Source organism: Paenarthrobacter sp. PAE-2 (assembly GCF_026013155.1).
Lineage (GTDB): Bacteria > Actinomycetota > Actinomycetes > Actinomycetales > Micrococcaceae > Arthrobacter > Arthrobacter ureafaciens.
Genome location: NZ_JAPDNV010000008.1, coordinates 107,365 through 134,040, shown reverse-complemented (window position 1 = coordinate 134,040; position 26,676 = coordinate 107,365). Strand labels below are relative to the sequence as shown.

Genomic DNA, 26,676 nt, shown 5'->3' with positions numbered 1-26,676 from the left:
GAGGCATGTCCTCGATTTCCGGCCCACCATCGCCATCGGACCGCTACCGTGCGGCCGCCAACCGGACAGCGGAAGCCAAGACCTACCTGGGCTCCTTCGCACGCACCCTCGACTTTGAACTGGATGACTTCCAGCGTGAGGCGTGCCGTTCCCTCCAGGAAGGGCGGGGAGTCCTGGTTGCGGCTCCCACCGGTGCGGGTAAAACGATCGTCGGCGAGTTTGCCATCTACTTGGCGCTCCAGCGTGGGCTCAAAGCGTTCTACACCACGCCCATCAAGGCACTGAGCAACCAGAAGTTCACCGAACTCAGCGCCAAGTATGGCGCACCCAACGTCGGTTTGCTCACGGGCGATACCACCATCAACGGTGATGCTCCCGTGGTGGTCATGACCACCGAAGTCCTGCGGAACATGCTGTACGCCGATTCCGAAACCCTGGGCGACTTGGGCTTCGTGGTCATGGACGAGGTCCACTACTTGGCTGACCGTTTCCGCGGAGCCGTGTGGGAAGAAGTAATCATCCACCTTCCAAGCGAGGTCCAAGTGGCTTCCTTGAGCGCCACGGTCTCCAATGCCGAAGAGTTCGGGGCCTGGCTGGACACAGTGCGCGGCGACACCGACGTCATCGTGTCCGAGCACCGTCCCGTGCCGTTGTGGCAGCACGTGATGGTGGGACGCGAAATTGTGGACCTTTTCGCGGGGGACACCACCTTCGACGAGATTGCTCCGGCCCTTCCGGATACGGAAGTTCCCGATCTTGGCGAAGCGGAGGAAACCCCGGCGTCGGAATCGATGGCCGTCTCCGGGAAGTCGGCCAAGCGTGCTGTGGAAGCCACCGTCCGCCACGCCGTGACCGGGCCTGAGTTCGAGGTCAATCCGGACCTCCTTGCCATGGCCCGTTCCGAGAGCCGGATGAATGTGAACGCCCGCTACTCGCACGGCGGGAGGAGCCGCCGTCGCCAGGACCGGCAGCGTGAGGAGCGGCAGACCGCGCAGCGCAGCCCTGTCCGCAGGGCCAGCCGTCCGCAGGTGATTGACAGCCTGAACCGCCAGGGTCTCCTGCCCGCCATCACTTTCATTTTTTCGCGGGCCGGCTGTGACGCCGCCGTGGCCCAGTGTGCGGCCTCCGGGCTCTGGCTGACCACTGAACGTGAGCAGCAGATCATTGCCCAGCGCGTTGACGAAGCCAGCCACGAAATCCCCGCCGACGACCTTGATGTCCTGGGCTTCTGGGGTTGGCGGGACGGCCTCATCCGGGGTTTCGCCGCACATCACGCCGGCATGCTGCCCACCTTCAAGGAAGTGGTGGAAAAGCTCTTCGCGGACGGCCTTGTCAAAGCTGTCTTCGCGACGGAGACCCTGGCGCTGGGGGTTAACATGCCCGCGCGCTGTGTTGTGTTGGAGAAGCTTGAGAAGTTCAACGGCGAAGCACACGTCAACATCACGGCGGGGGAGTACACCCAGCTCACAGGCCGCGCCGGACGCCGCGGGATCGACGTGGAGGGCCACGCGGTGGTCCTGTGGCAACCAGGCACTGATCCCGCAGCGGTGGCCGGGCTCGCGTCGCGGCGTACCTATCCGCTGAACTCCAGCTTCCGGCCCACCTACAACATGAGCATCAACCTCATCGCCCAGTTCGGCCGGGCCCGGGCGCGCGAAATTCTTGAATCGTCCTTCGCGCAGTTCCAGGCCGATCGCTCGGTGGTGGGGCTGGCCCGCCAGGTCCGCGGGCGGGAAGAGTCCCTGGCCGGCTACGCGAAGGCCATGGAGTGCCATCTGGGCGACTTCAGCGAATACTCGAAGCTTCGCCGCGAGCTGAGCGATGCCGAGCAGCACGCGGCCCGCGACCACCAGCGCGCGCGACGTTCCAGGGTGTCCGATTCCCTGACGCGTCTCATTCCGGGGGACGTCATCAGCGTCTCCGGTGGCAGGCTGGCGGGTTACGCCGTCGTCCTGGAAGTAGACCCCAACGCCCGCGAACCGCGTCCGTCGGTCCTGACCGCGGACAATCAATTGCGCCGGCTCGGCGTCCATGACATCGACGCGCCGGTGTCTGCCGTGACGCGCATCCGGATCCCCAAGTCGTTCAACGCCAAAGTTCCCAAGTCGCGCCGCGACCTGGCCGCCTCCATGCGGAACGCGGTCAACGGCGACTCTTCGCGGCAGCGGCGCAACAGCCGGCACGAAGACTTTGGCCTGGGTTCGCGTGCACAGGACCAGGAACGGAAGATCGCGGAAATCCGGCGAGCCCTCAGGGCGCACCCGTGCCACGGATGCAGCGACCGTGAGGACCATGCCAGGTGGTCCGAGCGCTGGTGGAAACTCCGGAAGGAAACCGACGGACTGGTACGGCAGATCCAAGGCAGGACCAACACCATCGCCAAGACTTTCGACCGCGTGTGCGACGTCCTGTCGACCTACGGTTACCTGGACACCCACGACGACGGCCGGGTCACCATCAGTGCCGACGGCCAACGCCTCCGCCGGATCTACGGCGAGAAGGACCTGCTTATTTCGCAATCGATCCGGCAGGGTGCCATCAACGACCTCGATGCCGCCGAGCTCGCATCCCTGGCCAGTACCCTTGTCTACCAAGCCAAGCGCGAAGACCGCGGCCTGCGGCCCAGGATGCCGTCCGTTTCCCTGGAAACAGCAGTAGACATCGTCATCCGTGAATGGTCCAGGCTCGAAGACACGGAGGAACAGAACCGGCTGCCATTGACCGCTGAGCCCGAGCTGGGCCTCATGTGGCCGATGTACAAGTGGGCCAAGGGGCGCCACCTCCAGGAGGTCCTCAGCGGGACTGACCTCGCAGCCGGTGACTTTGTCCGGTGGGCGAAGCAGGTGGTGGACCTGCTGGACCAGCTGGCAAAGATTCCGCAGCTAGACCCCCGGCTCGCACGCATTTGCCGCGAGTCCATAGACCTGGTCCGCCGCGGGGTAGTGGCGTACTCGACTGTTGCGTGAGACAACCCGAAGCGCCTGCCATCACGGAACACACCCTGCAGTGCCAGAAAACTCTGCAATGCCAGAACAGCAAGGAGCTTAGCGAATGAACCAGCTTGGCGTGCCCGCCGGCAACACACCCGACCGCAAGGTCACCCTATACCGCAACGGTTCCATCTACACGGCGGCCGACCCCTTTGCCACCGCCATGGTGGTGGATGGAGACACGGTTGCCTGGGTTGGTTCAGAGCAGGCCGCGACGTCCATCGCCGATGCAAGCATGGAGATCATAGACCTCCACGGAGCGCTGCTCGCCCCGGGATTCGTGGACTCGCACGTGCACTTGACCGAGACGGGAATTGCGCTCGAGGGGCTCGCGCTCGATTCGGTGCGCTCAGCGCGGGAACTCCTGGATGCGGTCGCTGCGGCCCCCGGGACCGGCCCGGTCCTGGGACATGGCTGGGATGAGTCAACCTGGGGTGAACGAAGCCTGCCCACCCTCGAGGAACTGGACAGGGCATCGGGTGGCAGGTCCGTCTACTTGTCCCGGATCGATGTGCACTCAGCATTGGTGTCCTCTTCCCTCGCAGAGGCGGCAGGACTGCGCGGACTCGACGGTTTCCAGGGCACTGCACACGTCCTGCGGACGGCCCACGCAGCTGCAAGGATCCACGCGCGGACATTCGATGACGCCACCCGCCGGACCTACCAGGAAAAGGCCCTGGCAGAGGCCGCGAAGAACGGCTACGTCGCGCTGGCGGAGATGGCCGCACCCCACATCTGCGGCCCGGAAGACCTTAGGCTTGCAGCGTCATGGAACGCCTCCGGCGTACATCCCCTTGTTCTGCCGTACTGGGGTGAGCTGGCCACCTCAGCTGAAGAGGGGCGGCAGATCCTGGACAGCCTGGGCACCGAGGTGCTTGGCCTCGCCGGGGACTTGAACATGGACGGCTCCCTTGGTTCGCGGACCGCGGCTTTGAGCGCTGACTACTCCGACGCCGAAGGCAACAGCGGAAACCTCTACCTTTCCGTGGAAGAAGCCGCCCAACACCTTGCCGCTTGCTCATTGTTGGGAATCCAAGGCGGATTCCATGTCATTGGTGATGCCGGACTGGCCGCCGTGCTGGATGCCTTGGATGCAGCCGCGTCAGAGGTCGGCGAGCAGCGCGTCAGGGCAGCCGGCCACCGCCTGGAACACGTGGAACTCGCAGATGCGGCCGCCATTGAACGCCTCGCCAAGCACTCCGTTACCGTCAGCGTTCAGCCTGGCTTCGATGCCGCCTGGGGCAAGCAAGGCGGGCTGTACGAACAGCGGCTGGGTGGACGCAGCCGGGCAATGAACCCCTTCGCCTCCTTCTATGCCAACGGGGTACCCATCGCCTTCGGCAGCGACAGCCCGGTAACCCCGCTCCGCCCGTGGTCAAGCATCCGCGCCTGCCTGGAACACAGCAACCCGGAACAGCGGATCTCGGCCAGGGCAGCCTTCCTGGGGCATACCCGCGCGGGCTGGCGTGCCGCCAAGCACCGGAATCCGCTCATGGGGCAACTGCTCCCGGGCGCCCCCGCGAGCTTCGCGGTATGGGAGGTGGAGGAGCTCATGGTTCAGGTAGCGGACACCCGCGTGCAGTCATGGAGCACCGATCCGAGGGCACGTACTCCCTTGCTTCCCGCACTGGATACGGGCACCGATCCTGTGTGTCTCCAGACGGTGCGGGAGGGCCTGGAACTCTTTGCCCACGAGTCCCTTCGTGCCTGACTCTCCCTGTGCCGTGATGTGCGCGGCGCCACAAAGACAGGGAGCTTCAGAACCGTCACCCTATAATGGAGAGTTGCGCCAGAACGCCAGCACCTACGCTGGTCCGGCACACCGACCGCTCCATCAAGGAAAGGCCTCTTCTTGCGTGTCCTGACGATCATCCCTACCTACAACGAGCTGGAATCGCTCCCGAAGACACTGGGCCGCCTGCGTGCAGCAGTTCCGGAATCCGACGTCCTCGTGGTGGACGACAACAGCCCGGACGGAACGGGGCAACTCGCGGACGGCATCGCCGCCGAGGACAGCCAGGTCCATGTCCTGCACCGCAAGGGCAAGGAAGGCCTGGGCGCTGCCTACATCGCCGGTTTCAAGTGGGGCCTCGCGGCTGGTTATGACGTCTTGGTGGAAATGGATGCCGACGGTTCCCATAAGCCTGAGCAGTTGCCGTTGCTGTTGGATGCTGTCAAGGACGGCGCCGACCTCGCCATGGGTTCACGGTGGGTTCCCGGCGGCAGCGTCGTCAACTGGCCGCTGTACAGGCAGGCGATTTCGCGGATCGGCAGCACCTACGCCCGACTCATGCTCGGAGTGAAGATCAAGGACGTGACCGGGGGCTACCGGGCCTTCCGCCGGACCACCTTGGAGGCACTGAAGCTGGATGAAGTCGAGTCGGTCGGCTATGGCTTCCAGGTTGACCTTGCGTGGCGTGTGGCCAAGCTGGGCCTGCGCATTGAGGAGCGCCCCATTACGTTCGTTGAGCGTGAATTGGGCGCCTCGAAGATGAGCGGAAACATCGTGGTGGAAGCCATGATCAACGTCACCAAGTGGGGCCTCGCTGCCCGCTGGGCGAAACTCACCGGAAAGAAAGCCGGCGTCACCAAGTAGGCGGAAGTCTCCGATACCAAAAAGTCCGGGTCCGGTTCCGAAAGGAACCAGACCCGGACTTTTCGCTGTGGGCTTCGGTTACGCCGAACGACGCTCGCCGCGGCGTTCGCGGAGGATGTTCAAACGATCCTCGAGAATCTGCTCCAGCTCAGGAAGGCTGCGGCGTTCCAGCAACATGTCCCAGTGGGTACGCACGGCTTTCTCGTTCGCATCGACAGGACGTTCGCCGTCCACCAGCAACGCTTCCTTGCCGGTCTTGGAAACCCAAACAGGGGGAATCTCGGCCTCGGCGGAGAAAGTCACGAAGACCTGCTCGCCATCCTCGCAACGGTACTCGACCCGCTGGCGCGGTGCCGGTTCTACACCGGATTCGGTTTCCATGCTTTGGGCGCCAAGACGCATGCCCCGCAAGCTGCGATCGCTCATGATTACTCCCTCTGTCTGTTCGCAGGGCCATCAACCCCGCGCTAGCCGCAGGTCGGCACATCGTTCGCCTGCGGACTACTTCTGCACACCTTGCATCACATATTGCAACGCCTGGCCAAGCTTTTATGTTCCATCCGCGCTGAACAGCCGGACAAAGATCTCATTATACGCCGCGCTGGGAGGCTGCCCGAACACAGGGCCGAAAAGAACACAGCGCAGAAACGAACAGAGCGCAGAAAAAAGGGAGCAGCCGGCGCGATGACCGGCTGCCCCCTTTCTTCAGCTGCTACTCGGCAGGCCGTCCCTGCTCAGCAGTTTCCGGCTGGCTGGAAACTGCACCCGAACCGCCGAAGAGCCCCTGGACGGGGGAGTCTCCGTTGGCCCCACCCAGTGCGCCTCCGATGCCCTTGAGGGCCTCGCCCACTTCGCTGGGAATGATCCACAGTTTGTTGGACGTACCCTCTGCCAGCTTCGGGAGGGTCTGCAGGTACTGGTAGGCCAGGAGTTTCTGGTCCGGGTTTCCCTTGTGAATGGCGTCAAAGACCTTCTGGATGGCTTGGGCTTCACCGTCGGCGCGCAGGATGGCCGCTTTGGCGTCACCTTCGGCCGCAAGGATTGCTGCCTGCCGTTGACCCTCGGCTGTCAGGATCTGGGACTGCTTGGTGCCTTCCGCAGTGAGGATCGCGGCGCGACGGTCACGTTCGGCCCGCATCTGCTTCTCCATCGAATCCTGGATGGAGTGGGGCGGATCGATGGCCTTCAGCTCAACCCGTGAGACCCGGATGCCCCAGCGGCCCGTCGCTTCGTCCAGTACTCCGCGGAGTTGACCGTTGATCTGGTCACGGGAAGTCAGGGCTTCTTCAAGGTTCAGCCCGCCCACGACGTTACGGAGCGTTGTGGTGGTGAGCTGTTCCACGGCCTGGATGTAATTGGCGATCTCGTACGTGGCAGCCCGAGGGTCCGTCACCTGGAAATAGACCACGGTGTCGATGGAGACCACGAGGTTGTCTTCGGTGATGACCGGCTGCGGCGGGAAGGAGACCACTTGTTCGCGGAGGTCGAGCAACGGCAGGAGCCGGTCGACAAAAGGAATCAGGATGGTGAGTCCCGGGTTGAGCGTCCGCTGGTACTTGCCGAGTCTTTCAACGACGCCGGCGCGGGCTTGCGGGATGATCCTGACCGAACGGACCAACACGATGATGACAAAAATAACGAGAACAATCAGCACAATTGCTGCCGCTGTTCCTCCTAGGCCGTCCATACATCTCCTTCATTCCCCAATTGAGTGGTTTGGTGCGGCGACGAGGGGCAGGCAACGGCCGCCCGTCGGCAAAAGTGCGTAGTCAGTGCGGGCTGTCTCCGGCAGTGGAGGCCACTACCGCCGTCGCGCCGTCGATCCTGGTCACCTGAACTGTGGCGCCGGCGTCGAGCGTTCCCGAAGTGCTGCGGGCAGTCCACACGTCGCCCCCGATCTTGACCAAACCGCTGGTTCCGTTGACGGCTTCGATGACGACGGCGGACTGTCCAATCAGGCGGTCAATGTTGGTCCGTTGTTCTGCGGGCCCTTTACGGAGGTGCTTCAGCGCAACGGGGCGGACGAAGGCGATCATCAGCAGGGAAACGACGCTGAAAATAACGATCTGCAGCCAGAAATCGGCACCGGCGAACTCGGCGATCAGGCCGGCAAGCGCGCCGCCGCCCAGCATGATGAAGAAGAGGTCGAGGGTGAGCATCTCCACCACTGCGAAAGCGAGGAAGACGGTGAGCCACAATGCCCACCAATTCTCGCCGAGCCATTCGAACATCGGTTCCCCCTTGGTCCCGGACTCCGAAGACGGAATCAGTCGCTGTTATTCCATCCTAGCCCGAGCTGGAGGCCCACGTCAGGACGGCATGTCGGCCAAAGTGAAGACGCTGATGCTGAACTTCGCGGTGGTGGATAGCGGCCCGCCTGTGCGCGCTTGTTCGGCAAGCTCCGCGGCGTCGCGGTGGTGTCCCGCCGGACCCATGAAGGCAAGGTCTGCCAACGCACCGGGGTCCAGAGTGAGCGGCACGTCCAGGTCCCCGGATTGTTCCAGGCTGAAGTGTCCGCCCAGCGAGCCGGCGAGCCGTTCCTCTTTGTCCTGCTGGATGGAGAGCATGCCCGTACGCGCGGCAGCTTCGGCAAGGTGGCCTTGGCGCGGAGTGACAATGACCAACCGTCCGCCCGGGCGGAGAACGCGGGCGAACTCGGCAGCATTGCGCGGAGCAAAGACCACGAGGACAACGTCCACGGAAGCATCAGCCACAGGAAGCGGCCGCCAAATATCCCAGACGATGTTTGCCACCTGAGGGTTCACCCGGGCAGCACGCCTGAGGGCGAACTTGGAGATGTCCAAGCCAATGGCGTCCACTGACCGTTTCTGAAGGACAGCATGCAGGTAGTGCCCGGTACCGGTACCCGCATCGAGCACCAGCGCCTCGGGGCGATCGAGGAACTGTGCTGCAAGTTCAGCCACGGCGTCGGAAAGTGGCGCATAGTGCCCGCCGTCAAGGAAGCGCTGCCGGGCGGAAACCATGTCCGCAGTGTCGGCTTCAAACACCGTGCCTTTGCCGGTCAGGAGGTTGAAGTAACCCTGCTTGGCGGCGTCGAAAGCGTGGCCGGAGGCGCAGAGCAAACCCCGCACCTGCCCAACGCCCGTTTGGAAGCCCGCCCCGCACACAGGGCAACGAAGCACAGCGATGGCATCCTCAAGCATGGGTTCAATCCTACGGGGACGGAGTGTCCGGCCCGCGCCCGCGACGGGGGACGGCTAGGCTCACCAACGTGAAACCCGAACAGCTGCCCTTGGTGAACTCCGTCTCCGCCCCCGCGATCCACCCGGACGGGTCAAGGGCCGTGGTGTCAGTCACCAGGCCCGATTTCGACGGCGACGCCTACGTTGGACAGTTGTGGACGGTTCCGCTGGACACCACAAAACACCCGCGACGCATTACGCGGGGATTCCATGACACGGCGCCCGCTTTCTCCCCGGACGGCCTCGTCCTGGCGTTCCTTCGGCGCGAACCGGACGGCAAACCACAGCTCTTCGTCGTGGAGTCGGCCGGCGGTGAACCGCAGCGCATCACCGACGTCCACTCCGGCGTCGAAAGTTTCACCTGGGCGCCGGATTCACACAGGGTGGTTTACACCGCCCGGGTCCCGGAAGCGGGACGCTACGGAACGGTCGACGGCGTCACCTCCGGACGTGAGGACGCACGGCTTATCCGCGCCAAGCAATACAGGCTCAACGGCATCGGCTACCTTGCCGACCATCGGAAGCACTTGTTCCTGGTGGAAGTACCGGAACTTGGGGGTGAGCCTGCAGTCCTACCGACAGGGCGCGCTGCCCGTGAGTTGGCGCCGGGAACGTTCACCGGCGTTCCCTATTCCAAGCAGCTCACCTTCGGGGACGCCGATCACGACTCACCGTGCTTTTCGGCGCACGGCGAGTCCATCTATTTCGTTGCGTCATTGCACGAGGGGCGCGACGACGATCTGGTCCGCTCCGTTTATCGCCTGAACGCCGCGGGAGGGGAGCCGCAGCCGGTATTGCCGGCAGACGGAACCAAACGGACTGTCACGGCGATCAAGCCTTCGATGAACGGTCAATGGATCTTCTTCACCGCGCAGGACCTGGGCGAAACGGGCCTGGATTTCGTAGCCCGCAACTCAGTCCTGTACGTCATGCCGACCGACGGGGGAGAGGCACGTGCGCTTACGGACACGGAATATTTGGATGTCTCCGGCCCGCTGGAGCAGGGAGGCGCAGAGAGCGTCCTGGTCCTGAACACGGCGCTCGGATCCGTCGAACTGCTCAGGGTCCCGGCCGACGGCCCCATCGAACCCCTCGTACACGGGGCGAGGGTAGTGCTTGGCGCAACAATGGCCGCCAACGGAGAAATCGCCCTCACCTTCACGGATGCGTCTACCGCTGGAGACGTGGCATCCCTGGAACGGGACGAGTTGCGTCTCCTGACAGACTTCTCGGCGGAACTGCGCAACAACTCCCGACTGTCCGAGCCCCTGGAAGTGGAGGCAACCTCGTCTGACGGTTATCCCGTGCAAGGTTGGGTGGTACTCCCTGACGGTCCGGGACCCCATCCCGTCTTGCTGAACATTCACGGCGGACCCTTCGCCCAGTACACGGGCGCATTCTTCGATGAGGCCCAAGTGTATGCGGCCGCGGGTTACGCGGTAGTGATGTGCAACCCACGAGGCTCCGCAGGCTACGGCCAGACGCACGGACGAGCCATCCGCGCGCACATGGGCAGCCTGGACATGCAGGACGTCCTGGCCTTCGTGGACGCAGCAACAAAGGAATTTCCAGCTTTGGATGCCGAACGCCTGGGCATCATGGGCGGATCCTACGGCGGTTACCTCACGGCATGGACCATCGCGCACGACCACCGCTTCAAGGGCGCGATCGTGGAGCGCGGTTTTCTGGACCCAGTGAGCTTTACCGGTTCGGCGGACATAGGTTGGTACTTCAGCCAGGAGTACTTGGGCACCTCTGAAGAACAGTTGATTGCCCAAAGCCCCATGGCGGTGGTCGGGAAGGTGAGAACTCCCGTCATGGTCATCCACAGCGAAAACGACCTCCGCTGCCCGTTGGAACAGGGGCAGCGGTATTTCGCCAAACTTCAGGCTCAAGGGGTTGAGACGCAGCTCCTGGTCTTCCCCGGCGAGGACCACGAGCTCTCGCGGTCCGGAACGCCGCACCACCGCAGGCAACGGTTTGACCACATCCTCGCGTGGTGGGCGCGGTACCTTCCCGCCCCGAAGAACGGTCCTTCTCCGGAAAGCGGCCCGGACCGCCACATCGTCTCTGGCCGCTAAGACCCTGACCGCCGGGCCGACGGAGCATGGGTTCCGTTGTTCTGGTCCGGCAGGAACCCCAAGGTATGCCTGGCTTCATCGATGCCCGGCTGCGCCCAACGCGCCGAGTGCTCGGCGTTACTGGACAGGGAACGCAACTCTGCCCGATCAAGGTACAACGTTCCGTCCAGATGGTCCGTTTCATGCTGGGCGATCCTGGCCTGCCAGCCGGAGAGCAGTTGTCGGTTCGGCTGCCCTTCCGGTGTCAGGTACGTGAATTCGATCTGCTTGTGCCTGGAGACGACGGCTTGGTACCCGCTGACGGACAAACACCCTTCATAAAAGGAAGCCGTCTCCGTCCCCACGGGCCGATAGCGGGGGTTCAGTACAGCAAGGAACTCGAGCGGCTCCCTGTCCCGGGCAGCGGACGACGCCGGGTCGATGGTGTATTGGTCCTCCAGAACAGCCACCCTCAGGGGAACACCGAGTTGCGGCGCAGCAAGTCCCACACCGGGCGCAGCGTGCATGACCTCACGCATCCTGGCAATGAAAGCTCCAAGTTCGGCGGCGTCGAGCTGGTCATCGAAAGGAGCTGCCTGCTGCCGGAGAACGGGGTGGCCGGCCTGGACGATTGGTGGCATGGCCTCAGCGTCCAGAATGCGGCGGACGGCGTCCCTGATCCGGACAGGAGTGAAATCTGTGGCAGGGGCTGTTGCACCCGAATCGGAAAGATGGGTCATGGGTCGAGCTTACGGGCACGTGGGATAGGCTCGTGACGATGAGCAGCGATACCAACCCTTTGGATGTAGTACTGGGCTTCGTGCGGACAGTCGAAGCAGGCGGTGGCTCCGCCGACATCGAGCCGTTTCTCACCGAGGACTTCACCTTGACGGAGTGGCCTCACGCCTTATCCAAGAACGGTTCCACGCGAACGCTGCAGGAGACTTTGTCGGGGGCCGACAGTAGTAAATCAATTGTCTCCGACCAACGCTTCGAGGTTGTGCGCAGCACCACCGAGGGAAACCGTGTGGTGCTGGAGATGAACTGGTCCGCCACGCTACTGCTTGACCTGCCGCACTGGGATGCCGGTGAAAGGATCCGTGCGCGGAGCACCGCAGTGTTCGAACTGCGCGATGGACGCATCGCCAGCCAGGACACCTACGACTGCTACTACACGCAGCCGGAGCAGTAACGGAACGCGGCCGTCGTAGGTCAAACACCCGGGCACGGCCGGTCGCTACCGCATGGTGAAGCGGCGCTCCACAAGTTCGGTGACAGGTCTGAGCTGCAAGGCGCGGGCAAAAGCCGCATTCCTGGCAGCCATGACGGCCGGCGGCAGCGGCCTTCCCAAGGCCATGTTCAGTCCGGCTTGGCGCGAGGCCCTTATCGCGGCACGACGCCGATCCTTCTCAACGAGCCGGAGACTGCCTCCCACATCCTGGCCAGACATTGAGGCGTCCATGAGTGGCACCACAGCGGCTGCATCCAGCCATCCCAGGTTCATCCCCTGGCCGCCGATCGGGCTGATCTCATGTGCCGCGTCGCCCAGGAGGACAATGCGGCCGTGCACCATGCGGGGAGCCAGGCGCGCCCGCACGTCAAAGGCACTGAGCATGCTGTTGGAACTTTCATCCGGGAACACGCCTGTCCTGGCCCCCACCAGCGTTGCCAGGCCATCCGCCGTCGGGGAGTTGGCCGGGGACCCCAGACGCACCACCCATCGGCGGACGCCGCCGGGTAAGGGAAAGGATTCGACGATGCCGTCGGGCTCCAGGTACAGGACTGCTGCGGGGCCGTGTCCCGTATCATCCGCGAAATCGCCCATCAGGTAGCTGTCCGGATAGCCCTTTGAATGAAGGCACGGCAGCAGCCGCTCACGGAAGGACGAGTGGGCACCATCGGCTGCCACCACAAGGCGTGCCCGCATTTCCACGGCGCCTTCCGGCGACTCCGCAACAACGGTGACTCCACCGACGTCGTCCGTGGCGTCCACGACCCTTGCCCCACGCACGACGGCGGCCGGGTCCAGTGCGGCGACCGCTTCTTCCAGGGTCCGCTCCGTTACGGGCTGCGGAACTGCCAGGATGAAGGGAAAATCGGGATCGCTGCGGAAGGGCAGCTCGGCAACACGTTTGCCCCTGCTGTACGCCAGGCCTGTATCGATCCGGACCCCCTCGGCAACCAGGGAGTCCGCAATCCCGGCCCGATCCAGTGCCCGCAAGGCCGGCGGATGGATCCCTATGGCCCGGGAACGGTTGCTCCTGCCGACGCGTCGTTCAAGGATCCGCACGGACCGGCCGCGCTGAAGGAGCAGCAAGCCCGTGAACAATCCGACGGGGCCGGCGCCAACCACCACCACATCAGGCCCGGCCGTCACAGTGGTTCATCCCGTCGATACACAAGGAAGTGGTGCCAGGGCCCGTTGCCCTCCACTGTCCAGCGGGCCGGCGCTGCGTTCCGCAGTTCCGGGGCTGTGTAGCTCCGGGCGATGGAGGTCAGCCCGTCGCCGCAGATAAAGGAGCCCAGGCCCAGGGGCCAGAAGCCGGCGGCGAACAGTGCATAGGAGAGGTTGCTGCGCTTGAGGTCATTGTGCAGGACGATGCCGGAGGACAGCGCTTCGGAATCACGGAGCATGCCGGCCAGTTGCTCCGGATTCAGGTGATGAAGCACGTGGTTGGACAGGACAACGTCGAATGCCAGCCCTTCGGCCACCAGTTCGGAGGTATGGGCACGCCGGTAGCTGACGCCCTTCACTGCAGGTGCCCGGACTGCGAAACCGTTTGCCCGTTCGTCCGGGTCTATGCCGGTCACCTGCAATTCATAGCCGTCCTTCGCGGCCCAACGGGCCAGGCTGCGGGCAACATCTCCACCACCACAACCCACATCAAGCACCGTGGCCGAACCGCGTGTTTCCAGGATCGGCCGGAGCCGCTCCCGATAAGTCCGGTGCCAGCCCGAGAGCAGATAGTTCACCACTGGAAACCGGGCATAGCTTCGGTTGAGCCTTTGCAGGTCGCAGTCAGGGCGATCCATGTCCTCGACGGCGTGGGGGTCCCTTTCCCGCAGCGGCCCCCACGGGCTCACAAGTCGGGGGAGACCAGCGTAAAGAGCCCAGTCTCCACGGTGAGGCCCGGGCCGAATGCCATGGAGCATATGCGTTCTTCCCGTTCGGCGGCGCGGCGGTTGAGCATGCGCTTGAGCACGAAGAGGACTGTTGCGCTGCTCATATTGCCGTATTCGCGCAAGGTTTCGCGGGCAGGCACGAGCTGCTCGGGAGTCAATTCAAGCTTGGACTCCACCTTGTCCAAAATGCTGCGGCCGCCGGGGTGGATGGCCCAGTGCGTGATGTCCCGGTAGGGCTTCTCCGGGAGGCCGGGTTCCTTGGCCAGCAGCGGTTCGAGAGCTCCGGTGATGTGCTCCTCGATGATGTGCGGAACGTAAGTGCCGAGGACCATTTCGAATCCTTCATCACCGATATTCCAAGCCATGGCTTCTTCGCCTACAGGCGTGAGGACGGTTTCAAAGTGGTCCAGCCTGATGACCGGTTCCGGCCCTTCGGGCTCCCGTGCCGTGACGATCGTTGCCGCTGCTCCGTCTCCGAAGATCGCAGAACCCATGATCGTGTCAGGATCGTTGGAAGTCCTGACATGCAATGAACAAAGTTCGGCGCAGATGACCAGGACCACCGCTTCCGGGTCCGAGAGGCAGAACTGCCTGGCGGCGCGCAGGGCCGGGAAGGCGGCGTAGCATCCCATGAATCCCAGGTGGTAGCGCTGGACAGAAGGCTGGAGGCCCAAGGCGCGGACCACTTTGTAGTCTGGGCCCGGGTTGAAGAAGCCCGTGCAGGAAACTGTGATGACGTGGGTGATGTCCTCCAACCCGAGCCCGGGCGCACCCGCGACGGCGGCCTTCCCGGCCTCGATGAACAGCTTGGTCGCTTCGGTCGCAAAGATCTCGTTCCGCACCTTGGTGCTGGGGCTGAGGACACGGTTGCTGGCGGGATCGAAAAACTTCGGATTCTCCGGATGTGCGTCAAGGCTCAGTTCCGCTACGGCGGTGTACCGGGTGTCAATGGCAGCTGAGTCGAAACAGGTGGAGACCAAACGCGACCCGAGGCGCGTGAGGCCCGGTTGAGCTGCGAAGACGTCGCGGGCTTGGGACTGGACGAGGATAGTTGGCGGAACTGCGGTTTCCAGGGACCTCATGTATACCGGCATGCTTCATTCTTAGCGAGGATCGTCGGGAAGACAATGGCGCATCTCCGCCTGCTCCTTCATGGGCAGCTCCACCGCGGCCCATTACTCTGGAACTATCGTTGCCGCTACGGCGCCAACGAACGAGAATCGGACGTAGCCGCCAGGGCCGTCCGGCACGGGGACAGGTGACGCCGACGGGGGACTGTTGGGCAGCGCCGCCTACAGATGGAGAAACCATGAGCATAGCCGCGGGCACGTACACGGAACCGCAAACGCCGCACGTCGCTGACACCCACGACCTCATCCGGGTGCAAGGTGCGCGGGAAAACAACCTGAAGGACATCAGCCTGGAGATCCCAAAGCGACGGCTGACGGTCTTCACGGGAGTTTCGGGGTCCGGCAAGAGTTCGCTCGTGTTCGGCACTATTGCGGCCGAATCGCAGCGCATGATCAATGAGACCTACAGCGCCTTCGTGCAAGGGTTCATGCCTTCCCTGTCGCGTCCGGACGTGGATGTCCTGGAAGGGCTGACGACGGCGATCATCGTCGACCAGGAGCGGATGGGATCCAATCCCAGGTCCACAGTGGGGACGGCCACCGATGCCAATGCCATGCTTCGAATCCTGTTCAGCCGCCTGGGCGAGCCGCACATTGGATCGCCCAATGCGTACTCGTTCAATGTCCCCACAGTGAAAGCCAGCGGGGCCATCACTGTGGACCGCGGGGAGGGCAAGACCAAAACCGAAAAGGCTACGTTCAACCGATTGGGCGGCATGTGCTCCCGCTGCGAAGGCATGGGCTCGGTCAGCGACTTCGACCTGACGGCACTCTATGACGCAACAAAGTCGCTCAGCGAAGGCGCCCTTACGGTCCCCGGCTACAGCATGGACGGCTGGTACGGGCGCATCTTCAGCGGAACCGGCTACTTCAACATGGACAAGCCGATCGCCAAGTTCACCAAGAAGGAGCTGCACGACCTCCTTTACCGCGAGCCCACCAAAGTGAAGGTAGAGGGCATCAACCTCACATATGAAGGACTCATCCCCAAGATCCAGAAGTCGATGCTGTCCAAGGACGTCGATGCGCTGCAACCGCATGTCCGCGCCTTCGTTGAACGGGCTATTACCTTCACTACCTGCCCCGAATGTGAAGGGACGCGCCTCAGCGCGGAGGCACGTTCGTCCAAGATCCAGGGCAAAAGTATTGCCGATGTCTGCAAAATGCAGATCAGCGACCTGGCCCAGTGGATCCGCGGGCTTGAAGAGCCGTCCGTGGCGCCCCTGCTGAAAGGGCTGCAGCATCTGATGGATTCTTTCACCGGGATCGGTCTTGGCTACCTGTCCCTTGACCGGCCGGCCGGCACATTGTCCGGGGGAGAAGCCCAACGGACCAAAATGATCAGGCACCTCGGTTCATCATTGACCGATGTCACGTACGTCTTTGACGAACCAACCATTGGACTGCATCCGCACGACATTGAGCGAATGAATCAGCTGTTGCTCCAGTTGCGGGACAAGGGCAACACGGTCCTGGTGGTTGAGCACAAACCTGAAACCATTGCGATCGCTGACCATGTGGTGGACCTCGGTCCCGGCGCCGGAACCGGCGGAGGCATGGTGTGCTTCGAGGGCGATCTGGCCGGCCTGCGGGGGAGTGACACCATCACGGGGCGCCATCTCGACGACCGCGCGTCCATTAAGGCGGATCTCCGGTCAGCTACCGGCCAGCTTGAGGTCCGGGGAGCATCGACGAATAACCTGCAGAACGTCGACGTCGATATTCCTTTGGGCGTCCTGTGCGTCCTCACAGGCGTTGCCGGTTCCGGCAAGAGTTCACTGATCCACGGTTCAGTGGCCAAGCGTGACGGCGTGATTGTTATCGACCAGGGCGCCATCCGCGGTTCGCGGCGCAGCAACCCCGCAACCTACACAGGGCTGCTGGAACCGATCCGAAAAGCTTTCGCCAAAGCCAACGGCGTGAAACCAGCTTTGTTCAGTTCCAATTCGGAAGGCGCCTGCCCCACCTGCAACGGTGCGGGCGTCATCTACACCGACCTCGGCGTCATGGCGACGGTGGAATCCACGTGCGAAGAGTGCGAAGGCAAACGCTTCCTGGCATCGGTTCTGGAGTTCACGCTGGGCGGCCGCAATATTGCAGAAGTGCTTGCAATGTCTGTCGAGCAGGCGGAGAAGTTTTTCTCCGAAGGCGATGCACGTACGCCTGCTGCGCATAAGATCCTCGATCGGCTGGCCGACGTCGGGCTTGGTTACCTCACGCTGGGCCAGCCTCTGACAACGCTCTCCGGCGGCGAACGCCAGCGGCTGAAGCTGGCCACCCAGATGGCCGAGAAGGGCGAGATCTACATCCTGGACGAGCCCACCACAGGCCTGCACCTGGCCGACGTCCAGAACCTTCTGGGCATGCTGGACCGGTTGGTGGATTCCGGCAAGTCGGTCATCGTCATCGAGCACCACCAGGCAGTCATGGCCCATGCGGACTGGATCATCGACTTGGGCCCCGGGGCAGGGCACGACGGCGGACGCATAGTTTTCGCCGGCACGCCGGCTGAGCTGGTGTCGGGCAAGGATACGCTGACGGGCAAACACCTCGCAGCCTACGTAGGGGCCTGACAACGGCACCACCATGGGATGCCGTTGGTTGCGCCGGGGACCCGAATCAGGATATTCGGGCCCCGGGCCGGCTAGAATCCTTCGACGGCGTGAGGCACGTAATTCTCTTCCAGCCTGCGCATTTCGTCATCGCTCAGTTCAAGATCGACTCCGCGAACAGCATCCTCGAGATGGTTCGGCTTGGTGGCACCTATGATGGGGGAGGAGACCCCCGGACGATGCAGGAGCCACGCCAACGCAACCTGGGAGCGGCTCGCCCCACGTTCCTCGGCGATGGCACCTACCTGGTCGGCTATCTTGCGATCCTCCGACTCAAACTGCTGGTAGAGGACCTGGGCAAGCGGATCCGACTTGATGCGTTCGCTGCCGACATCCCAAGGGCGCGCAAGCTTCCCGCGCGCAAGTGGGCTCCACGGAAGCAGTCCAACGCCTTGGTCCACACAGAACGGGTGCAGTTCGCGTTCGTCTTCGCGGGTCAATAAGTTGTACTGGGACTGCATGGAGATGAACTGCGTCCACCCGTTGAGCTTGGCCGTGTACTGGAGCTTGGCAAACTGCCACGCCCACATTGACGAGGCTCCGATATAGCGCGCTTTGCCCGATTTCACTACATCGTGCAAGGCCTCAAGGGTTTCTTCAATTGGCACGGCCGGATCGAACCGGTGAATTTGGTAGAGGTCCACATAATCGGTGCCGAGCCGTCTCAGGCTGGCATCGATCTGCTCCATGATGTGCCCGCGGGACAGTCCGCCGCCGTTCGGGCCGGGACGCATGGTTCCATGGACCTTGGTGGCAACGACGACTTCCTCGCGTTTGGCGAAGTCTTTCAGTGCCCGACCCAGGATTTCTTCACTGCTGCCAATCGAATAGATGTTGGCCGTGTCGAAGGTCGTGATGCCGAGCTCAAGGGCATTTTTGATGAAGCTGCGGCTTTCTTCTTCCGGCAACGTCCACCCATGGTTGCCACGGTCAGCATCGCCGTAGCTCATGCAGCCGAGGGTCACGGCGGAGACTTCGAGTCCGCTGGTGCCAATTTTCCTGTACTTCAAATGACGTTCACCTCTGGTTGAATGCCGGTTCGTGGGACGTTGGTGGCCGTTGCATCCGGCAAGTCCGAGCCTCGCGGTGCGGGACCACGCTGCTCCCATTCAACCCGAGGATCCCTGCAAACCCGGGAACGCAGGCCCGGGTGTTTGCTATATCTCTCGGACCCCTTCTGCCCACCCTGTTCAAACGCCGATAATCTACATTATGTAAAGTAGAACGAGGATTATCGCATCTGATGCGCGATCGCCCCTCCTCCGCCCATTGCGTACATGGTTTGCACATGGAACGGGTTTCTCACTCTGGGCATCCGTAAATCTGGCTGGCAGAGCCAGACATCACCCCGGTCCCATGAACACGCCGACCTGCGTCGTGCCGTCACTGAGGTAAACCGGGATTTCCCGTTGCGGCTTGGGCAAGTTCTTGGCAGCCTCTTCCGGACTTGCCGGATCGGTTTCCTTCATCTGACTCGAGTACACGTAGCCCTTGGCCCCGTTGGTGGCGATGACGGCGAGCAGGTCCGGGGTTCCGCGGCCTACTACCTCAACGCCGTAGGTTTCGCCCTTCGCATTGATCTTCCACTCGGTAGGCGCCTGGGCGATGTACCTGGCGCTGATCTGCCATCTGTTTCCGGGATCGGTGGTGATGGTCATACCTTGCACTGCGGGGTCGAAGGGGACGATGTATTTTGGCCAGGCACCAGGGGTTCCCGGATCAACCGTCGAGCAAGAGACGCTGGCACCATCGGGGAAAACGAACCTGCCTTTGGTGAAGCAGGTAAGTTCCACTTCAATGCCCGTCGTACCGGCGGGTGCCTGTCCTAGGTCAACTGTTGCCGTGCCCTGGTAGACAGCAGTCGATGCGGAAGTTAGGACAGTGGTTGTCGGCACCCCTGGCAGCGTGAGAAACCCTGCGGTCGCTACGCCCACGCCGCCCAGCATTCCTGCTCCGGCAAGAGCACCGGCCAGCAGCAGACGTCGGCGCTTGCGAGGCTCCCGTTGCGGGCTGTTGCGAACCTGATCAAGGAGTACTTGCCGGAGCGCCCGGTCGAACTGCGGATCAATGAGGACATCGTTCATGACGGATCTCCTTTCAGCGCTGGTGAATACGAATGTTGGACTGAGCGCGGCAGCGCCGCTTTCAGTTTCTGGCGAGCCCGGTGCATACGTACCCTGGCGGCCCCATGTGAAATGCCAAGCGCTTCGGCTGCCGCTGGCAGTGGCATTTCTTCAAAGACAACAAGACTGACCAGCCTGAGGTCCGCTGGCTTCAAGACACCAAGCGCCTGGGCTACTTCCTCGTTCATTGAAGATTCGAGGCTCGAATGGGCCGGGTCCAGTTCCGCGTCGAACTCACTACGGCGTGGAAGCGCCGTCAGTAACCTCCGGTGGCGGGCTTTCGCCCGCTGAAGGTTCCTGGCTGTGTTAGTCGTGGTCACCAAGAGCCACGGCAGGATCGAGCCGTCAATCAGTTTCGCGTTCTCCCTGCGACGCCATAACTCCAGGAAAGCGGACGCCGTGGTGTCTTCGGCGTCTTGACGCCCACCAGCCAGACGGTAGGCGTGCCGAAAGACGCGATCACGGTGTCGGTCGTACAACAGACCAAACGCCTCAGCGTCGCCCCTCCGGCTCTGCGCCCAGAGGATGTCGTCCCCCAGCTGAACGTTCTTCATGCCCTGTATTGTCCGGGACATCCCGGATAGTTACAGATTGGGGAACCTTTTTCGGGTATCCCTTGATCACGAACTCACGGTTCCCAGGGTGTGATTCGGGACATCCGAGTTCGTTCCAGCTTCTCCATCAGATGAGGCTGCCCGGATATTCGGGCTGCCAATGTTCCATAGGTTGGCATCCTCGCTCCTACTTCCTCCGCAGGGACGCACTAATGGGCCTTACCGCCAAAGGACTCCCCCAGGCGACTCACCGGCACCACGGTCTTTGACATGCAACCCCGGCACTGGAATAGTGAGCAGTTCGCCCTTGCAGACCGGCGATTCTATAGCTATGGCCGGAGGCCTCTGCAATGAACGACACTTCCATACACGATTTCCTAACGCACAGCACTGTCAAGACTTCGACGGATGACGGCCTGGACCTTACAGCCCTTTACGGCCTGTACGTGAGTTGGAGTCTCACAAACGGACACCAGCCGATGGACAATGGCGCATTCGTGACGGCGCTCAGGCACTACGGCCTGGAGCATGACGACAACCGCGGAAGCGTCCGCTTCTACCCGGGAATCACGATGCTGGATCCTACCGCCACGCTTGCGACCCCGGAAAATCCACTCAAGATCGACCTCACAACTGATGATTCCGTCGCGGATAAGCCGGACGCACTACCCGTCTGATAACGAAAAACAGGTGTGGCCCGATCTGAAAAGATCGGGCCACACCTGTTTTTGCTCTTTGTCGCACCTTTGTCAGGCGACGGCGTTCGGAACCTCCAGGAATTCAGGGGCTCCGATGGAACGCATGGGAGCCGAGCCGGAAAGCACGTAGTCACGCGCCGCCGGCCCCACCATCCTCAGGCCAACCAGAACCCAGTTTCCCTCGTATCGACCCCAGTGCAGATGGTGCCTGCGGAGCATTGACCCAAAGGCCCGTTCAGGTATCCGTTCCAGGTTTTCCAGCCGACACCAACTGATGTATAGGCCATAAAGGGTATCGAGGTCCAAGCCCTCTTCAGTATCTTCTTCCACGACCAGGCATTCCTGGAGGAAGCGTGCGAAATTGTCAGTGGCCATGATGGCCTCCAATGGGTAAACAAGGCATGTAACGCCGGGCTGCATCGGCGAAGGAGCCTATAGGCCCACGCTACGCATGCAGGACCCTCTCCACAAGGGGTTCGGTTTGCGCTCCCCCGCTGCTTTCCAGGACGTGCGCCGCTCCTACGGGACGGACGGCCATACTTTCCACGCGCCGTCGGGACTAAAATTATGCAGTAATGACCCGCGCCCCAGTCCACGTTGTACGGATCGCGATCGCCGCGACCCTCTTGGCTGGCTGCACCCCTGGCGTTGGAATTCAAGACTCCTCCCCCAGCGTGGTTGCCGCGCCGGCGACTTCGGCAGCGGGAACGTCCCCGGAAGCTTCTGCTACTGCAGTTCCCACCGCTCCTCCCCCGCAACCGCCCGCTCCGGAAGCACCGGCACCAGCTCCCCAACCCTTCGTGTTGAACCTCTACGAGGAAGGTGACTTCGTCCCGCAGTACACGTTCGACTGGTGCGTCGCAGCGAGCATCCAAATGGCGTACAACCTTACCCGACCCAACAGTTCGGGCACGTGGGCAGGTCGCGAGCAGCAGAACGAGCTGTGGGACATGGCGCGTGCACGCTCCTCCAACGCCTTCAACGGTGCCAACCCCCTTGGGTGGGCCCAGGTACTGAATGAGGTTGGCGTGGGCCCTTACGAGGTGGTCAGCATCGCCGACTACAACGAGGCACTTCGTACCGCGGCCAACGCCTTGGCAGCAACCGGCCGTCCCGTTGGACTTGTGATGTGGAGCGGACGGCACGCATGGGTCATGAGCGGCTTCCAATCAGTTGGCGACCCCCGAATCCACCCCCGCTTCGAGGTGACCGGAGTTAACGTCCTGGATCCTTTGTATCCCTACGGCAGCGGCCAATGGGGGCCGTCTCCGGCCCCCAATACACTCCAGAGCCCCGATGAATTGGCCAGGCAGTTCGTAGTGCGCGAACCAAGGAGGTGGAGCAGCGCACTGCCAACGGGATACATGCTGGTACTTCCGGTTGCGACCGGAGACGGCGTCCGCTGAACAGCAGTTATTGCTGTTGCACGCCGGCGATGTTTACCAGCCAGGCGATCCCGAACTTGTCCACGCACATCCCGAAGGTGTCACCCCACGGCGCGCTTTCAAGCGGCATGGTGACCGTACCGCCGTCGACGAGTTTGTCCCAGTAGCCCCGAAGTTCCGCTTCGTCCGCGGAGTCGCCGCTGAGCGAAACCGAAATATTGTTGCCGGGGTTGTACTCCATGCCGTTGGGCGTATCTGACGCCATCAAAGTAAGGCCTTGGGGTGACACCAGCATGGCGTGCATCACCTTGTCTGCTTCCTCGGGATCCTGGCTGGCCTGATAGTCGCCAAACGTGCTGATGTTCAGCTCTCCCCCAAAAACGGACTCATAGAAAGTAATCGCATCGCGGGCATTGTCGCGAAAGGAAAGGTAAGGGTTGAGGCGGGAAGTCATGGGTGAATACTCCTCAGGTTGTGGATGGTGCGCGCGTCACCGTGCGGATATGGTAACAGCGCTACCAACGGCCTGTCCCCTGATTTCCCAGGCGCCGTGGTAAGCCTTTCGGCGCCCGTTGCAGGGTCAAGACGGTCGTCCCCGCGGACAAAGATCCACAGGACTTTCGCTTCACCGGCTTCACCCATTGCGTCGTCCCCGGATATTGTCGGAGTCATGCCCTCCCCAAAAAGATCTTGGATTCCCGCTGCCGCCGGCGACTTGCTGCTCATCCTTGCTTTCGCCGCAATCGGACGCGACGCCCACAGCCGTGGGGATATCATCACCGGGGTCTTCTTGACTGCCTGGCCCTTCCTGGTGGGAGCCGCGGCGGGATGGTTGGCCGGGCGCGCATGGCGAAAACCGTTTGCGCTCTGGCCGTCGGGAATTGTCATCTGGGCCGGAGCCCTGCTTGTAGGCATGTTGCTGAGAGCCCTTACCGGGCAAGTGGTGGTGCTGCCGTTCTTCATTGTCGCGTTTGCCGCACTGGCCGCCCTGCTGCTCGGATTCCGCCTGGTGGTCGGCATCGCAGTACGCCTCTACGCCCGCGGCCGTCGACCAGCCTGATCGGCCATTTGGCACAGCACATGCACTAGGCTTGTTTGCGTCCGCACTGACGACTTCCGGAAGGGCTTCACGTGATCACCGCCTTTGTCCTGATCAAGACCGACGCTTCACGCATTCCGGAGACAGCCGAACAGATTTCGGCGATCCAAGGCATCAGCGAGGTCTACTCGGTCACAGGCGAATGGGACCTGATCGCAGTCGCACGCGTGAGCAAACACGAGGACCTGGCCGATGTCATCGCCGACCGGTTGTCGAAAGTCCCTTCAGTGGTCCACACCACCACGCACATCGCATTCCGGGCCTACTCCCAGCACGACCTCGACGCCGCGTTTGCCCTGGGGTTCGAATAGCCGGCCCTAGGCCTGATCTTGACTGAGTGAAGTCCACTTGGAAAGAACTGCCGCAGCTTTGCCGGAATCCACCGATTCGGCTGCGCGCTCGAAGGCTGTCCGCATGCGATCCACCAAAGGGCCCTCGGCCGTAAGGTCAGCAGCAACCAACCCTGCAGCAGCGTTCAACAGCACGGCATCCCGGATTGGACCGGTCTTTCCGTTGAGTATCTCCCGGACGACAACTGCGTTGGCCGCAGCGTCTCCGCCCCGCAGGTCGGCCACTGTGGATGCAGCTACGCCAAGATCCGCGGGTGAAAACACTTGTTCATGCACTTCTCCCCCACGGATCTCCCAGACGGTGGAAGGCCCCGTGGGAGTGAGTTCGTCCAGGCCATCGTCACCACGGAACACGAGCCCGCGGCTGCCGCGGCGAGCCAGGACACCCGCCACCAGAGGTGCCATCCTGGCATTTGCGACCCCCACGGCCGAGGCCTGCACATGCGCCGGGTTGGTCATGGGACCCAGGAAATTGAAGGCGGTGGGCACTGCGAGCTCACGGCGGGGCACAGCCGTGTGCCGGAAGGATGGATGAAATACCTGCGCGAAGCAAAACGTGATTCCGGCTTCCTCAGCGTTGCGGGCCACCCGTTCGATCGGGAGGTCCAGACGCACGCCAAGGGCTTCCAGGACATCGGCTGAACCCGACGTCGATGACGCAGCACGGTTACCGTGCTTTACTACCTTCGCGCCCGCCCCGGCAGCAACGAGGGCGGCCATCGTGGAGATATTGACGGTATTCAGGCGGTCGCCACCCGTACCGACGATGTCCAGCTTCTCCCCCGAAATCTCGATGGGGTTGGCATTGCGGATCATGGCCTCCACAAGCCCGGCCAGTTCTTCCACGGTTTCGCCCTTGGCGCGCAGGGCCACCAGGAAGCCTGCAATCTGCGCTGGCGTCGCATCGCCGGCCATGATCGTGTTCATTGCCCACTCGGTGTTATCCGCAGCCAGGTCGTCGCCGTTGATCAGTGCAGAGATGAGCCCTGGCCAGGTGTTGCTGGCTACAGGTGCCGATGCCGGAGAAGTCACCCACTGATGCTATCGACCGAGCCACGCCGATGACCAATGTGAACGAGGCCGGGAACTTTTCCGCGCGATTTCGCGTCTTTGTAGAAAAAGTCTCCCGATTCGGTGGTTTGCATTGGGAAGTCTGGACTTTTACAGACATAATGTCCTTGTGACATCTGCGACCCATGCCCCCAGTACCCCGGCGCACCCGACGCTGAACCGCCCCAACTTGGTTTCTGTAGGAACCGTAGTTTGGCTGTCCAGTGAGTTGATGTTCTTCGCCGGCCTCTTTGCCATGTACTTCACTCTGCGCTCCACGTCTGGACTGATGTGGGCGGAGGAGACGGCCAAGCTCAACTTCCCGTTTGCGCTCGTCAACACCATCGTCCTTGTGGCAAGTTCCTTTACTTGCCAGATGGGTGTGTTTGCTGCCGAGCGGCTCGAACCCCGCCGGACGGGTGGACCACTGCAGTTCACCCGCTGGGGCATGAGCGAATGGTTCATCCTCACATTCGTCATGGGCGCCTTCTTCGTTGCCGGCCAGACGACCGAGTACGCAATGCTCGTCTCCGAGCACGTTTCCTTGTCGTCCAACGCTTACGGCTCCGCCTTCTACATGACCACCGGCTTCCACGGCCTCCACGTCATCGGCGGCCTCATCGCCTTCCTCTTCATCATTGGCCGCGCTTTCGCCGCCAAGAAGTTCGGACACTTCGAAGCGACGTCGGCGATCGTCACCTCTTACTACTGGCACTTCGTTGACGTTGTGTGGATCGGCCTCTTCCTGGTCATCTACGTCCTCAAGTAGCCCGGCTTTGACTCTTTTTCTACAAGAGGCAGAATTTCAAGAAGCGGCTCACGGAGCCGACGCAGGATCGAATAAAGGAACCACCACGTGAAGGCACTCTCGCAGAAGCGACGTCACCCACTGGCAGCCATTGCGCTGCTGTTGATGGGCCTCCTCCTCACTGGTGGGCTTTACGCCATTGCCACATCCGTCAACCAGGCCAAGGCCGACACCACGAGCTTCAGCGCCAGTGACGTAGAAGAAGGCGGCAAACTCTTTGCTGCCAACTGCGCCACCTGCCACGGCATGGGTGCAAGCGGAACCCAGGACGGCCCCTCGCTGGTCGGCGTGGGCGCTGCAGCAGTTGACTTCCAGGTTGGCACCGGCCGTATGCCCATGCAGATGAATGGCCCGCAGGCTCAGAAGAAGCCCGTTCAGTTCAATGACGAGCAGACCAAGCAGCTCTCCGCCTATGTCGCATCGCTCGGCGCAGGCCCGGCCATTCCGGAGGAGCACCTCCTGGATGAAAAGGGTGACGCAGCCAAGGGTGGCGAACTCTTCCGCGTCAACTGTGCAATGTGCCACAACGCAGCAGCAGCAGGCGGCGCGCTGACCCGCGGCAAGTTCGCTCCCGGTCTTGCCGATGTCACAGGCAAGCACATCTACGAGGCAATGGCCACGGGTCCGCAGAACATGCCCGTGTTCAACGACTCCAACGTCACCCCCCAAGACAAGCGCGACATCATCACCTTCCTGAAGACGATCGAAGCCAACGGCTCCCCGGGTGGCGCGGAGCTTGGCTCCCTGGGCCCCGTAGCTGAAGGCCTGTTCGTATGGGTTGCCGGCCTGGGCGTCATCATCGCCTTCACCATCTGGCTGACGTCCCGCACGTCCTAGTCCTCACGGACATAAAACTTCTGCTGCACGGTCAGCAGTTTGGAACTGAAAATTAACT

26 protein-coding genes are annotated in these 26,676 nt (G+C 62.5%); 12 read left to right on the top strand and 14 right to left on the bottom strand.

Going from position 1 to position 26,676, the window contains the following annotated elements; all coding sequences use genetic code 11:
• The first annotated feature begins 5 nt into the window (after window positions 1–5).
• From OCL88_RS07290 to OCL88_RS07280, 3 genes are all read left to right on the top strand, one after another.
• Entirely contained in the window at window positions 6–2,966 is a 2,961-nt protein-coding gene (locus OCL88_RS07290; protein ID WP_264962058.1) for a DEAD/DEAH box helicase, read from the top strand.
• Between the two features lie 85 nt (window positions 2,967–3,051).
• A complete protein-coding gene (locus OCL88_RS07285) occupies window positions 3,052–4,701 on the top strand; it encodes an amidohydrolase (RefSeq protein WP_264962057.1) in 1,650 nt (549 codons plus the stop codon).
• A 141-nt stretch (window positions 4,702–4,842) separates the two neighbouring features.
• Window positions 4,843–5,586, top strand: a complete 744-nt coding sequence (locus OCL88_RS07280) for a polyprenol monophosphomannose synthase (protein ID WP_021470503.1) — start codon at window positions 4,843–4,845, stop codon at window positions 5,584–5,586.
• A gap of 78 nt (window positions 5,587–5,664) precedes the next feature.
• On the opposite strand, the gene OCL88_RS07275 is transcribed toward OCL88_RS07280, so the two are convergent.
• From OCL88_RS07275 to OCL88_RS07260, 4 genes are all read right to left on the bottom strand, one after another.
• Window positions 5,665–6,012, bottom strand: a complete 348-nt coding sequence (locus OCL88_RS07275; RefSeq protein WP_021470504.1) for an RNA polymerase-binding protein RbpA — start codon at window positions 6,010–6,012, stop codon at window positions 5,665–5,667.
• A 286-nt stretch (window positions 6,013–6,298) separates the two neighbouring features.
• On the bottom strand, window positions 6,299–7,273 hold the full coding sequence (locus OCL88_RS07270) for an SPFH domain-containing protein (RefSeq protein ID WP_264962056.1): 975 nt from the start codon (window positions 7,271–7,273) through the stop codon (window positions 6,299–6,301).
• 82 nt (window positions 7,274–7,355) lie between these two features.
• The gene (locus tag OCL88_RS07265) at window positions 7,356–7,817 is read right to left on the bottom strand and encodes an NfeD family protein (protein WP_264962055.1); all 462 of its coding nucleotides are present in this window, start codon (window positions 7,815–7,817) and stop codon (window positions 7,356–7,358) included.
• Window positions 7,818–7,895: 78 nt separating this feature from the next.
• Window positions 7,896–8,750, bottom strand: a complete 855-nt coding sequence (locus OCL88_RS07260) for a methyltransferase domain-containing protein (protein ID WP_264962054.1) — start codon at window positions 8,748–8,750, stop codon at window positions 7,896–7,898.
• 68 nt (window positions 8,751–8,818) lie between these two features.
• On the opposite strand from OCL88_RS07260, the gene OCL88_RS07255 reads away from it, so the two are divergent.
• Window positions 8,819–10,870, top strand: coding sequence for an alpha/beta hydrolase family protein (locus OCL88_RS07255; RefSeq protein ID WP_264962053.1), 2,052 nt, complete (start codon window positions 8,819–8,821; stop codon window positions 10,868–10,870).
• On the opposite strand, the gene OCL88_RS07250 is transcribed toward OCL88_RS07255, so the two are convergent.
• The gene (locus OCL88_RS07250; protein WP_264962052.1) at window positions 10,867–11,589 is read right to left on the bottom strand and encodes a peptide deformylase; all 723 of its coding nucleotides are present in this window, start codon (window positions 11,587–11,589) and stop codon (window positions 10,867–10,869) included. The two genes, OCL88_RS07255 and OCL88_RS07250, sit on opposite strands and share 4 nt — an antisense overlap.
• 38 nt (window positions 11,590–11,627) lie before the next feature.
• Between OCL88_RS07250 and OCL88_RS07245 the strand changes: the two genes are divergently transcribed.
• Entirely contained in the window at window positions 11,628–12,041 is a 414-nt protein-coding gene (locus OCL88_RS07245) for a nuclear transport factor 2 family protein (RefSeq protein WP_264962051.1), read from the top strand.
• A gap of 45 nt (window positions 12,042–12,086) precedes the next feature.
• Here OCL88_RS07245 and OCL88_RS07240 read toward each other — a convergent pair whose 3' ends face one another.
• From OCL88_RS07240 to OCL88_RS07230, 3 genes are read right to left on the bottom strand one after another with little or no spacing between them, the layout of a single operon-like run.
• Window positions 12,087–13,226 (bottom strand): FAD-dependent oxidoreductase, encoded by a 1,140-nt coding sequence (locus tag OCL88_RS07240; protein ID WP_264962050.1) that lies wholly within the window; start codon window positions 13,224–13,226, stop codon window positions 12,087–12,089.
• The gene (locus OCL88_RS07235; protein WP_264962049.1) at window positions 13,223–13,933 is read right to left on the bottom strand and encodes a class I SAM-dependent methyltransferase; all 711 of its coding nucleotides are present in this window, start codon (window positions 13,931–13,933) and stop codon (window positions 13,223–13,225) included. Before OCL88_RS07235 ends, OCL88_RS07240 begins: the two co-directional genes overlap by 4 nt.
• A complete protein-coding gene (locus tag OCL88_RS07230; RefSeq protein WP_264962048.1) occupies window positions 13,930–15,066 on the bottom strand; it encodes a type III polyketide synthase in 1,137 nt (378 codons plus the stop codon). Before OCL88_RS07230 ends, OCL88_RS07235 begins: the two co-directional genes overlap by 4 nt.
• A gap of 215 nt (window positions 15,067–15,281) precedes the next feature.
• Here OCL88_RS07230 and OCL88_RS07225 point away from each other — a divergent pair, with 215 nt between their 5' ends.
• Entirely contained in the window at window positions 15,282–17,675 is a 2,394-nt protein-coding gene (locus OCL88_RS07225; protein ID WP_264962047.1) for an excinuclease ABC subunit UvrA, read from the top strand.
• 71 nt (window positions 17,676–17,746) lie between these two features.
• Here OCL88_RS07225 and OCL88_RS07220 read toward each other — a convergent pair whose 3' ends face one another.
• The 3 genes from OCL88_RS07220 to OCL88_RS07210 all read right to left on the bottom strand — a co-directional run bounded on the left by OCL88_RS07220 (window position 17,747) and on the right by OCL88_RS07210 (window position 20,391).
• Window positions 17,747–18,724, bottom strand: a complete 978-nt coding sequence (locus OCL88_RS07220; RefSeq protein WP_166184359.1) for an aldo/keto reductase — start codon at window positions 18,722–18,724, stop codon at window positions 17,747–17,749.
• Window positions 18,725–19,057: 333 nt separating this feature from the next.
• Window positions 19,058–19,798, bottom strand: coding sequence for a peptidase M56 family protein (locus OCL88_RS07215; protein ID WP_264962046.1), 741 nt, complete (start codon window positions 19,796–19,798; stop codon window positions 19,058–19,060).
• On the bottom strand, window positions 19,795–20,391 hold the full coding sequence (locus tag OCL88_RS07210) for an RNA polymerase sigma factor (protein ID WP_264962045.1): 597 nt from the start codon (window positions 20,389–20,391) through the stop codon (window positions 19,795–19,797). The genes OCL88_RS07215 and OCL88_RS07210 overlap by 4 nt, the downstream gene beginning before the upstream one ends.
• A 479-nt stretch (window positions 20,392–20,870) precedes the next feature.
• On the opposite strand from OCL88_RS07210, the gene OCL88_RS07205 reads away from it, so the two are divergent.
• Window positions 20,871–21,068, top strand: a complete 198-nt coding sequence (locus OCL88_RS07205) for a hypothetical protein (RefSeq protein WP_264962044.1) — start codon at window positions 20,871–20,873, stop codon at window positions 21,066–21,068.
• A 72-nt stretch (window positions 21,069–21,140) separates the two neighbouring features.
• Here OCL88_RS07205 and OCL88_RS07200 read toward each other — a convergent pair whose 3' ends face one another.
• Window positions 21,141–21,464 (bottom strand): hypothetical protein, encoded by a 324-nt coding sequence (locus OCL88_RS07200; RefSeq protein ID WP_264962043.1) that lies wholly within the window; start codon window positions 21,462–21,464, stop codon window positions 21,141–21,143.
• A gap of 200 nt (window positions 21,465–21,664) precedes the next feature.
• Here OCL88_RS07200 and OCL88_RS07195 point away from each other — a divergent pair, with 200 nt between their 5' ends.
• Window positions 21,665–22,495, top strand: a complete 831-nt coding sequence (locus tag OCL88_RS07195; RefSeq protein ID WP_264962042.1) for a hypothetical protein — start codon at window positions 21,665–21,667, stop codon at window positions 22,493–22,495.
• A 7-nt stretch (window positions 22,496–22,502) separates the two neighbouring features.
• On the opposite strand, the gene OCL88_RS07190 is transcribed toward OCL88_RS07195, so the two are convergent.
• Window positions 22,503–22,928, bottom strand: a complete 426-nt coding sequence (locus OCL88_RS07190) for a VOC family protein (RefSeq protein WP_264962041.1) — start codon at window positions 22,926–22,928, stop codon at window positions 22,503–22,505.
• Between the two features lie 216 nt (window positions 22,929–23,144).
• Between OCL88_RS07190 and OCL88_RS07185 the strand changes: the two genes are divergently transcribed.
• Window positions 23,145–23,534: a DUF3054 domain-containing protein gene (locus tag OCL88_RS07185; RefSeq protein WP_021470539.1), complete on the top strand. Its 390-nt coding sequence runs from the start codon at window positions 23,145–23,147 to the stop codon at window positions 23,532–23,534.
• 71 nt (window positions 23,535–23,605) lie between these two features.
• Window positions 23,606–23,884: an Lrp/AsnC family transcriptional regulator gene (locus OCL88_RS07180; RefSeq protein ID WP_018777675.1), complete on the top strand. Its 279-nt coding sequence runs from the start codon at window positions 23,606–23,608 to the stop codon at window positions 23,882–23,884.
• 6 nt (window positions 23,885–23,890) lie between these two features.
• Here OCL88_RS07180 and trpD read toward each other — a convergent pair whose 3' ends face one another.
• The gene (gene trpD / locus OCL88_RS07175) at window positions 23,891–24,955 is read right to left on the bottom strand and encodes an anthranilate phosphoribosyltransferase (RefSeq protein WP_264962040.1); all 1,065 of its coding nucleotides are present in this window, start codon (window positions 24,953–24,955) and stop codon (window positions 23,891–23,893) included.
• A gap of 148 nt (window positions 24,956–25,103) precedes the next feature.
• Here trpD and OCL88_RS07170 point away from each other — a divergent pair, with 148 nt between their 5' ends.
• The gene (locus OCL88_RS07170) at window positions 25,104–25,742 is read left to right on the top strand and encodes a heme-copper oxidase subunit III (RefSeq protein WP_079941267.1); all 639 of its coding nucleotides are present in this window, start codon (window positions 25,104–25,106) and stop codon (window positions 25,740–25,742) included.
• 87 nt (window positions 25,743–25,829) lie between these two features.
• Entirely contained in the window at window positions 25,830–26,618 is a 789-nt protein-coding gene (locus OCL88_RS07165; RefSeq protein WP_264962039.1) for a c-type cytochrome, read from the top strand.
• The last annotated feature ends 58 nt before the right edge of the window (window positions 26,619–26,676 follow it).

Coding starts and splice junctions, on each gene's coding strand:
- OCL88_RS07210 (WP_264962045.1), bottom strand. CDS start 20,391: ATGAAGAACGTTCAGCTGGGGGACGACATCCTCTGGGCGCAGAGCCGG.
- OCL88_RS07200 (WP_264962043.1), bottom strand. CDS start 21,464: ATGGCCACTGACAATTTCGCACGCTTCCTCCAGGAATGCCTGGTCGTG.
- OCL88_RS07285 (WP_264962057.1), top strand. CDS start 3,052: ATGAACCAGCTTGGCGTGCCCGCCGGCAACACACCCGACCGCAAGGTC.
- OCL88_RS07265 (WP_264962055.1), bottom strand. CDS start 7,817: ATGTTCGAATGGCTCGGCGAGAATTGGTGGGCATTGTGGCTCACCGTC.
- OCL88_RS07185 (WP_021470539.1), top strand. CDS start 23,145: ATGCCCTCCCCAAAAAGATCTTGGATTCCCGCTGCCGCCGGCGACTTG.
- OCL88_RS07195 (WP_264962042.1), top strand. CDS start 21,665: ATGACCCGCGCCCCAGTCCACGTTGTACGGATCGCGATCGCCGCGACC.
- OCL88_RS07290 (WP_264962058.1), top strand. CDS start 6: ATGTCCTCGATTTCCGGCCCACCATCGCCATCGGACCGCTACCGTGCG.
- OCL88_RS07245 (WP_264962051.1), top strand. CDS start 11,628: ATGAGCAGCGATACCAACCCTTTGGATGTAGTACTGGGCTTCGTGCGG.
- OCL88_RS07190 (WP_264962041.1), bottom strand. CDS start 22,928: ATGACTTCCCGCCTCAACCCTTACCTTTCCTTTCGCGACAATGCCCGC.
- OCL88_RS07270 (WP_264962056.1), bottom strand. CDS start 7,273: ATGGACGGCCTAGGAGGAACAGCGGCAGCAATTGTGCTGATTGTTCTC.
- OCL88_RS07250 (WP_264962052.1), bottom strand. CDS start 11,589: ATGACCCATCTTTCCGATTCGGGTGCAACAGCCCCTGCCACAGATTTC.
- OCL88_RS07260 (WP_264962054.1), bottom strand. CDS start 8,750: ATGCTTGAGGATGCCATCGCTGTGCTTCGTTGCCCTGTGTGCGGGGCG.
- OCL88_RS07230 (WP_264962048.1), bottom strand. CDS start 15,066: ATGCCGGTATACATGAGGTCCCTGGAAACCGCAGTTCCGCCAACTATC.
- OCL88_RS07225 (WP_264962047.1), top strand. CDS start 15,282: ATGAGCATAGCCGCGGGCACGTACACGGAACCGCAAACGCCGCACGTC.
- OCL88_RS07275 (WP_021470504.1), bottom strand. CDS start 6,012: ATGAGCGATCGCAGCTTGCGGGGCATGCGTCTTGGCGCCCAAAGCATG.
- OCL88_RS07205 (WP_264962044.1), top strand. CDS start 20,871: ATGGACAATGGCGCATTCGTGACGGCGCTCAGGCACTACGGCCTGGAG.
- OCL88_RS07215 (WP_264962046.1), bottom strand. CDS start 19,798: ATGAACGATGTCCTCATTGATCCGCAGTTCGACCGGGCGCTCCGGCAA.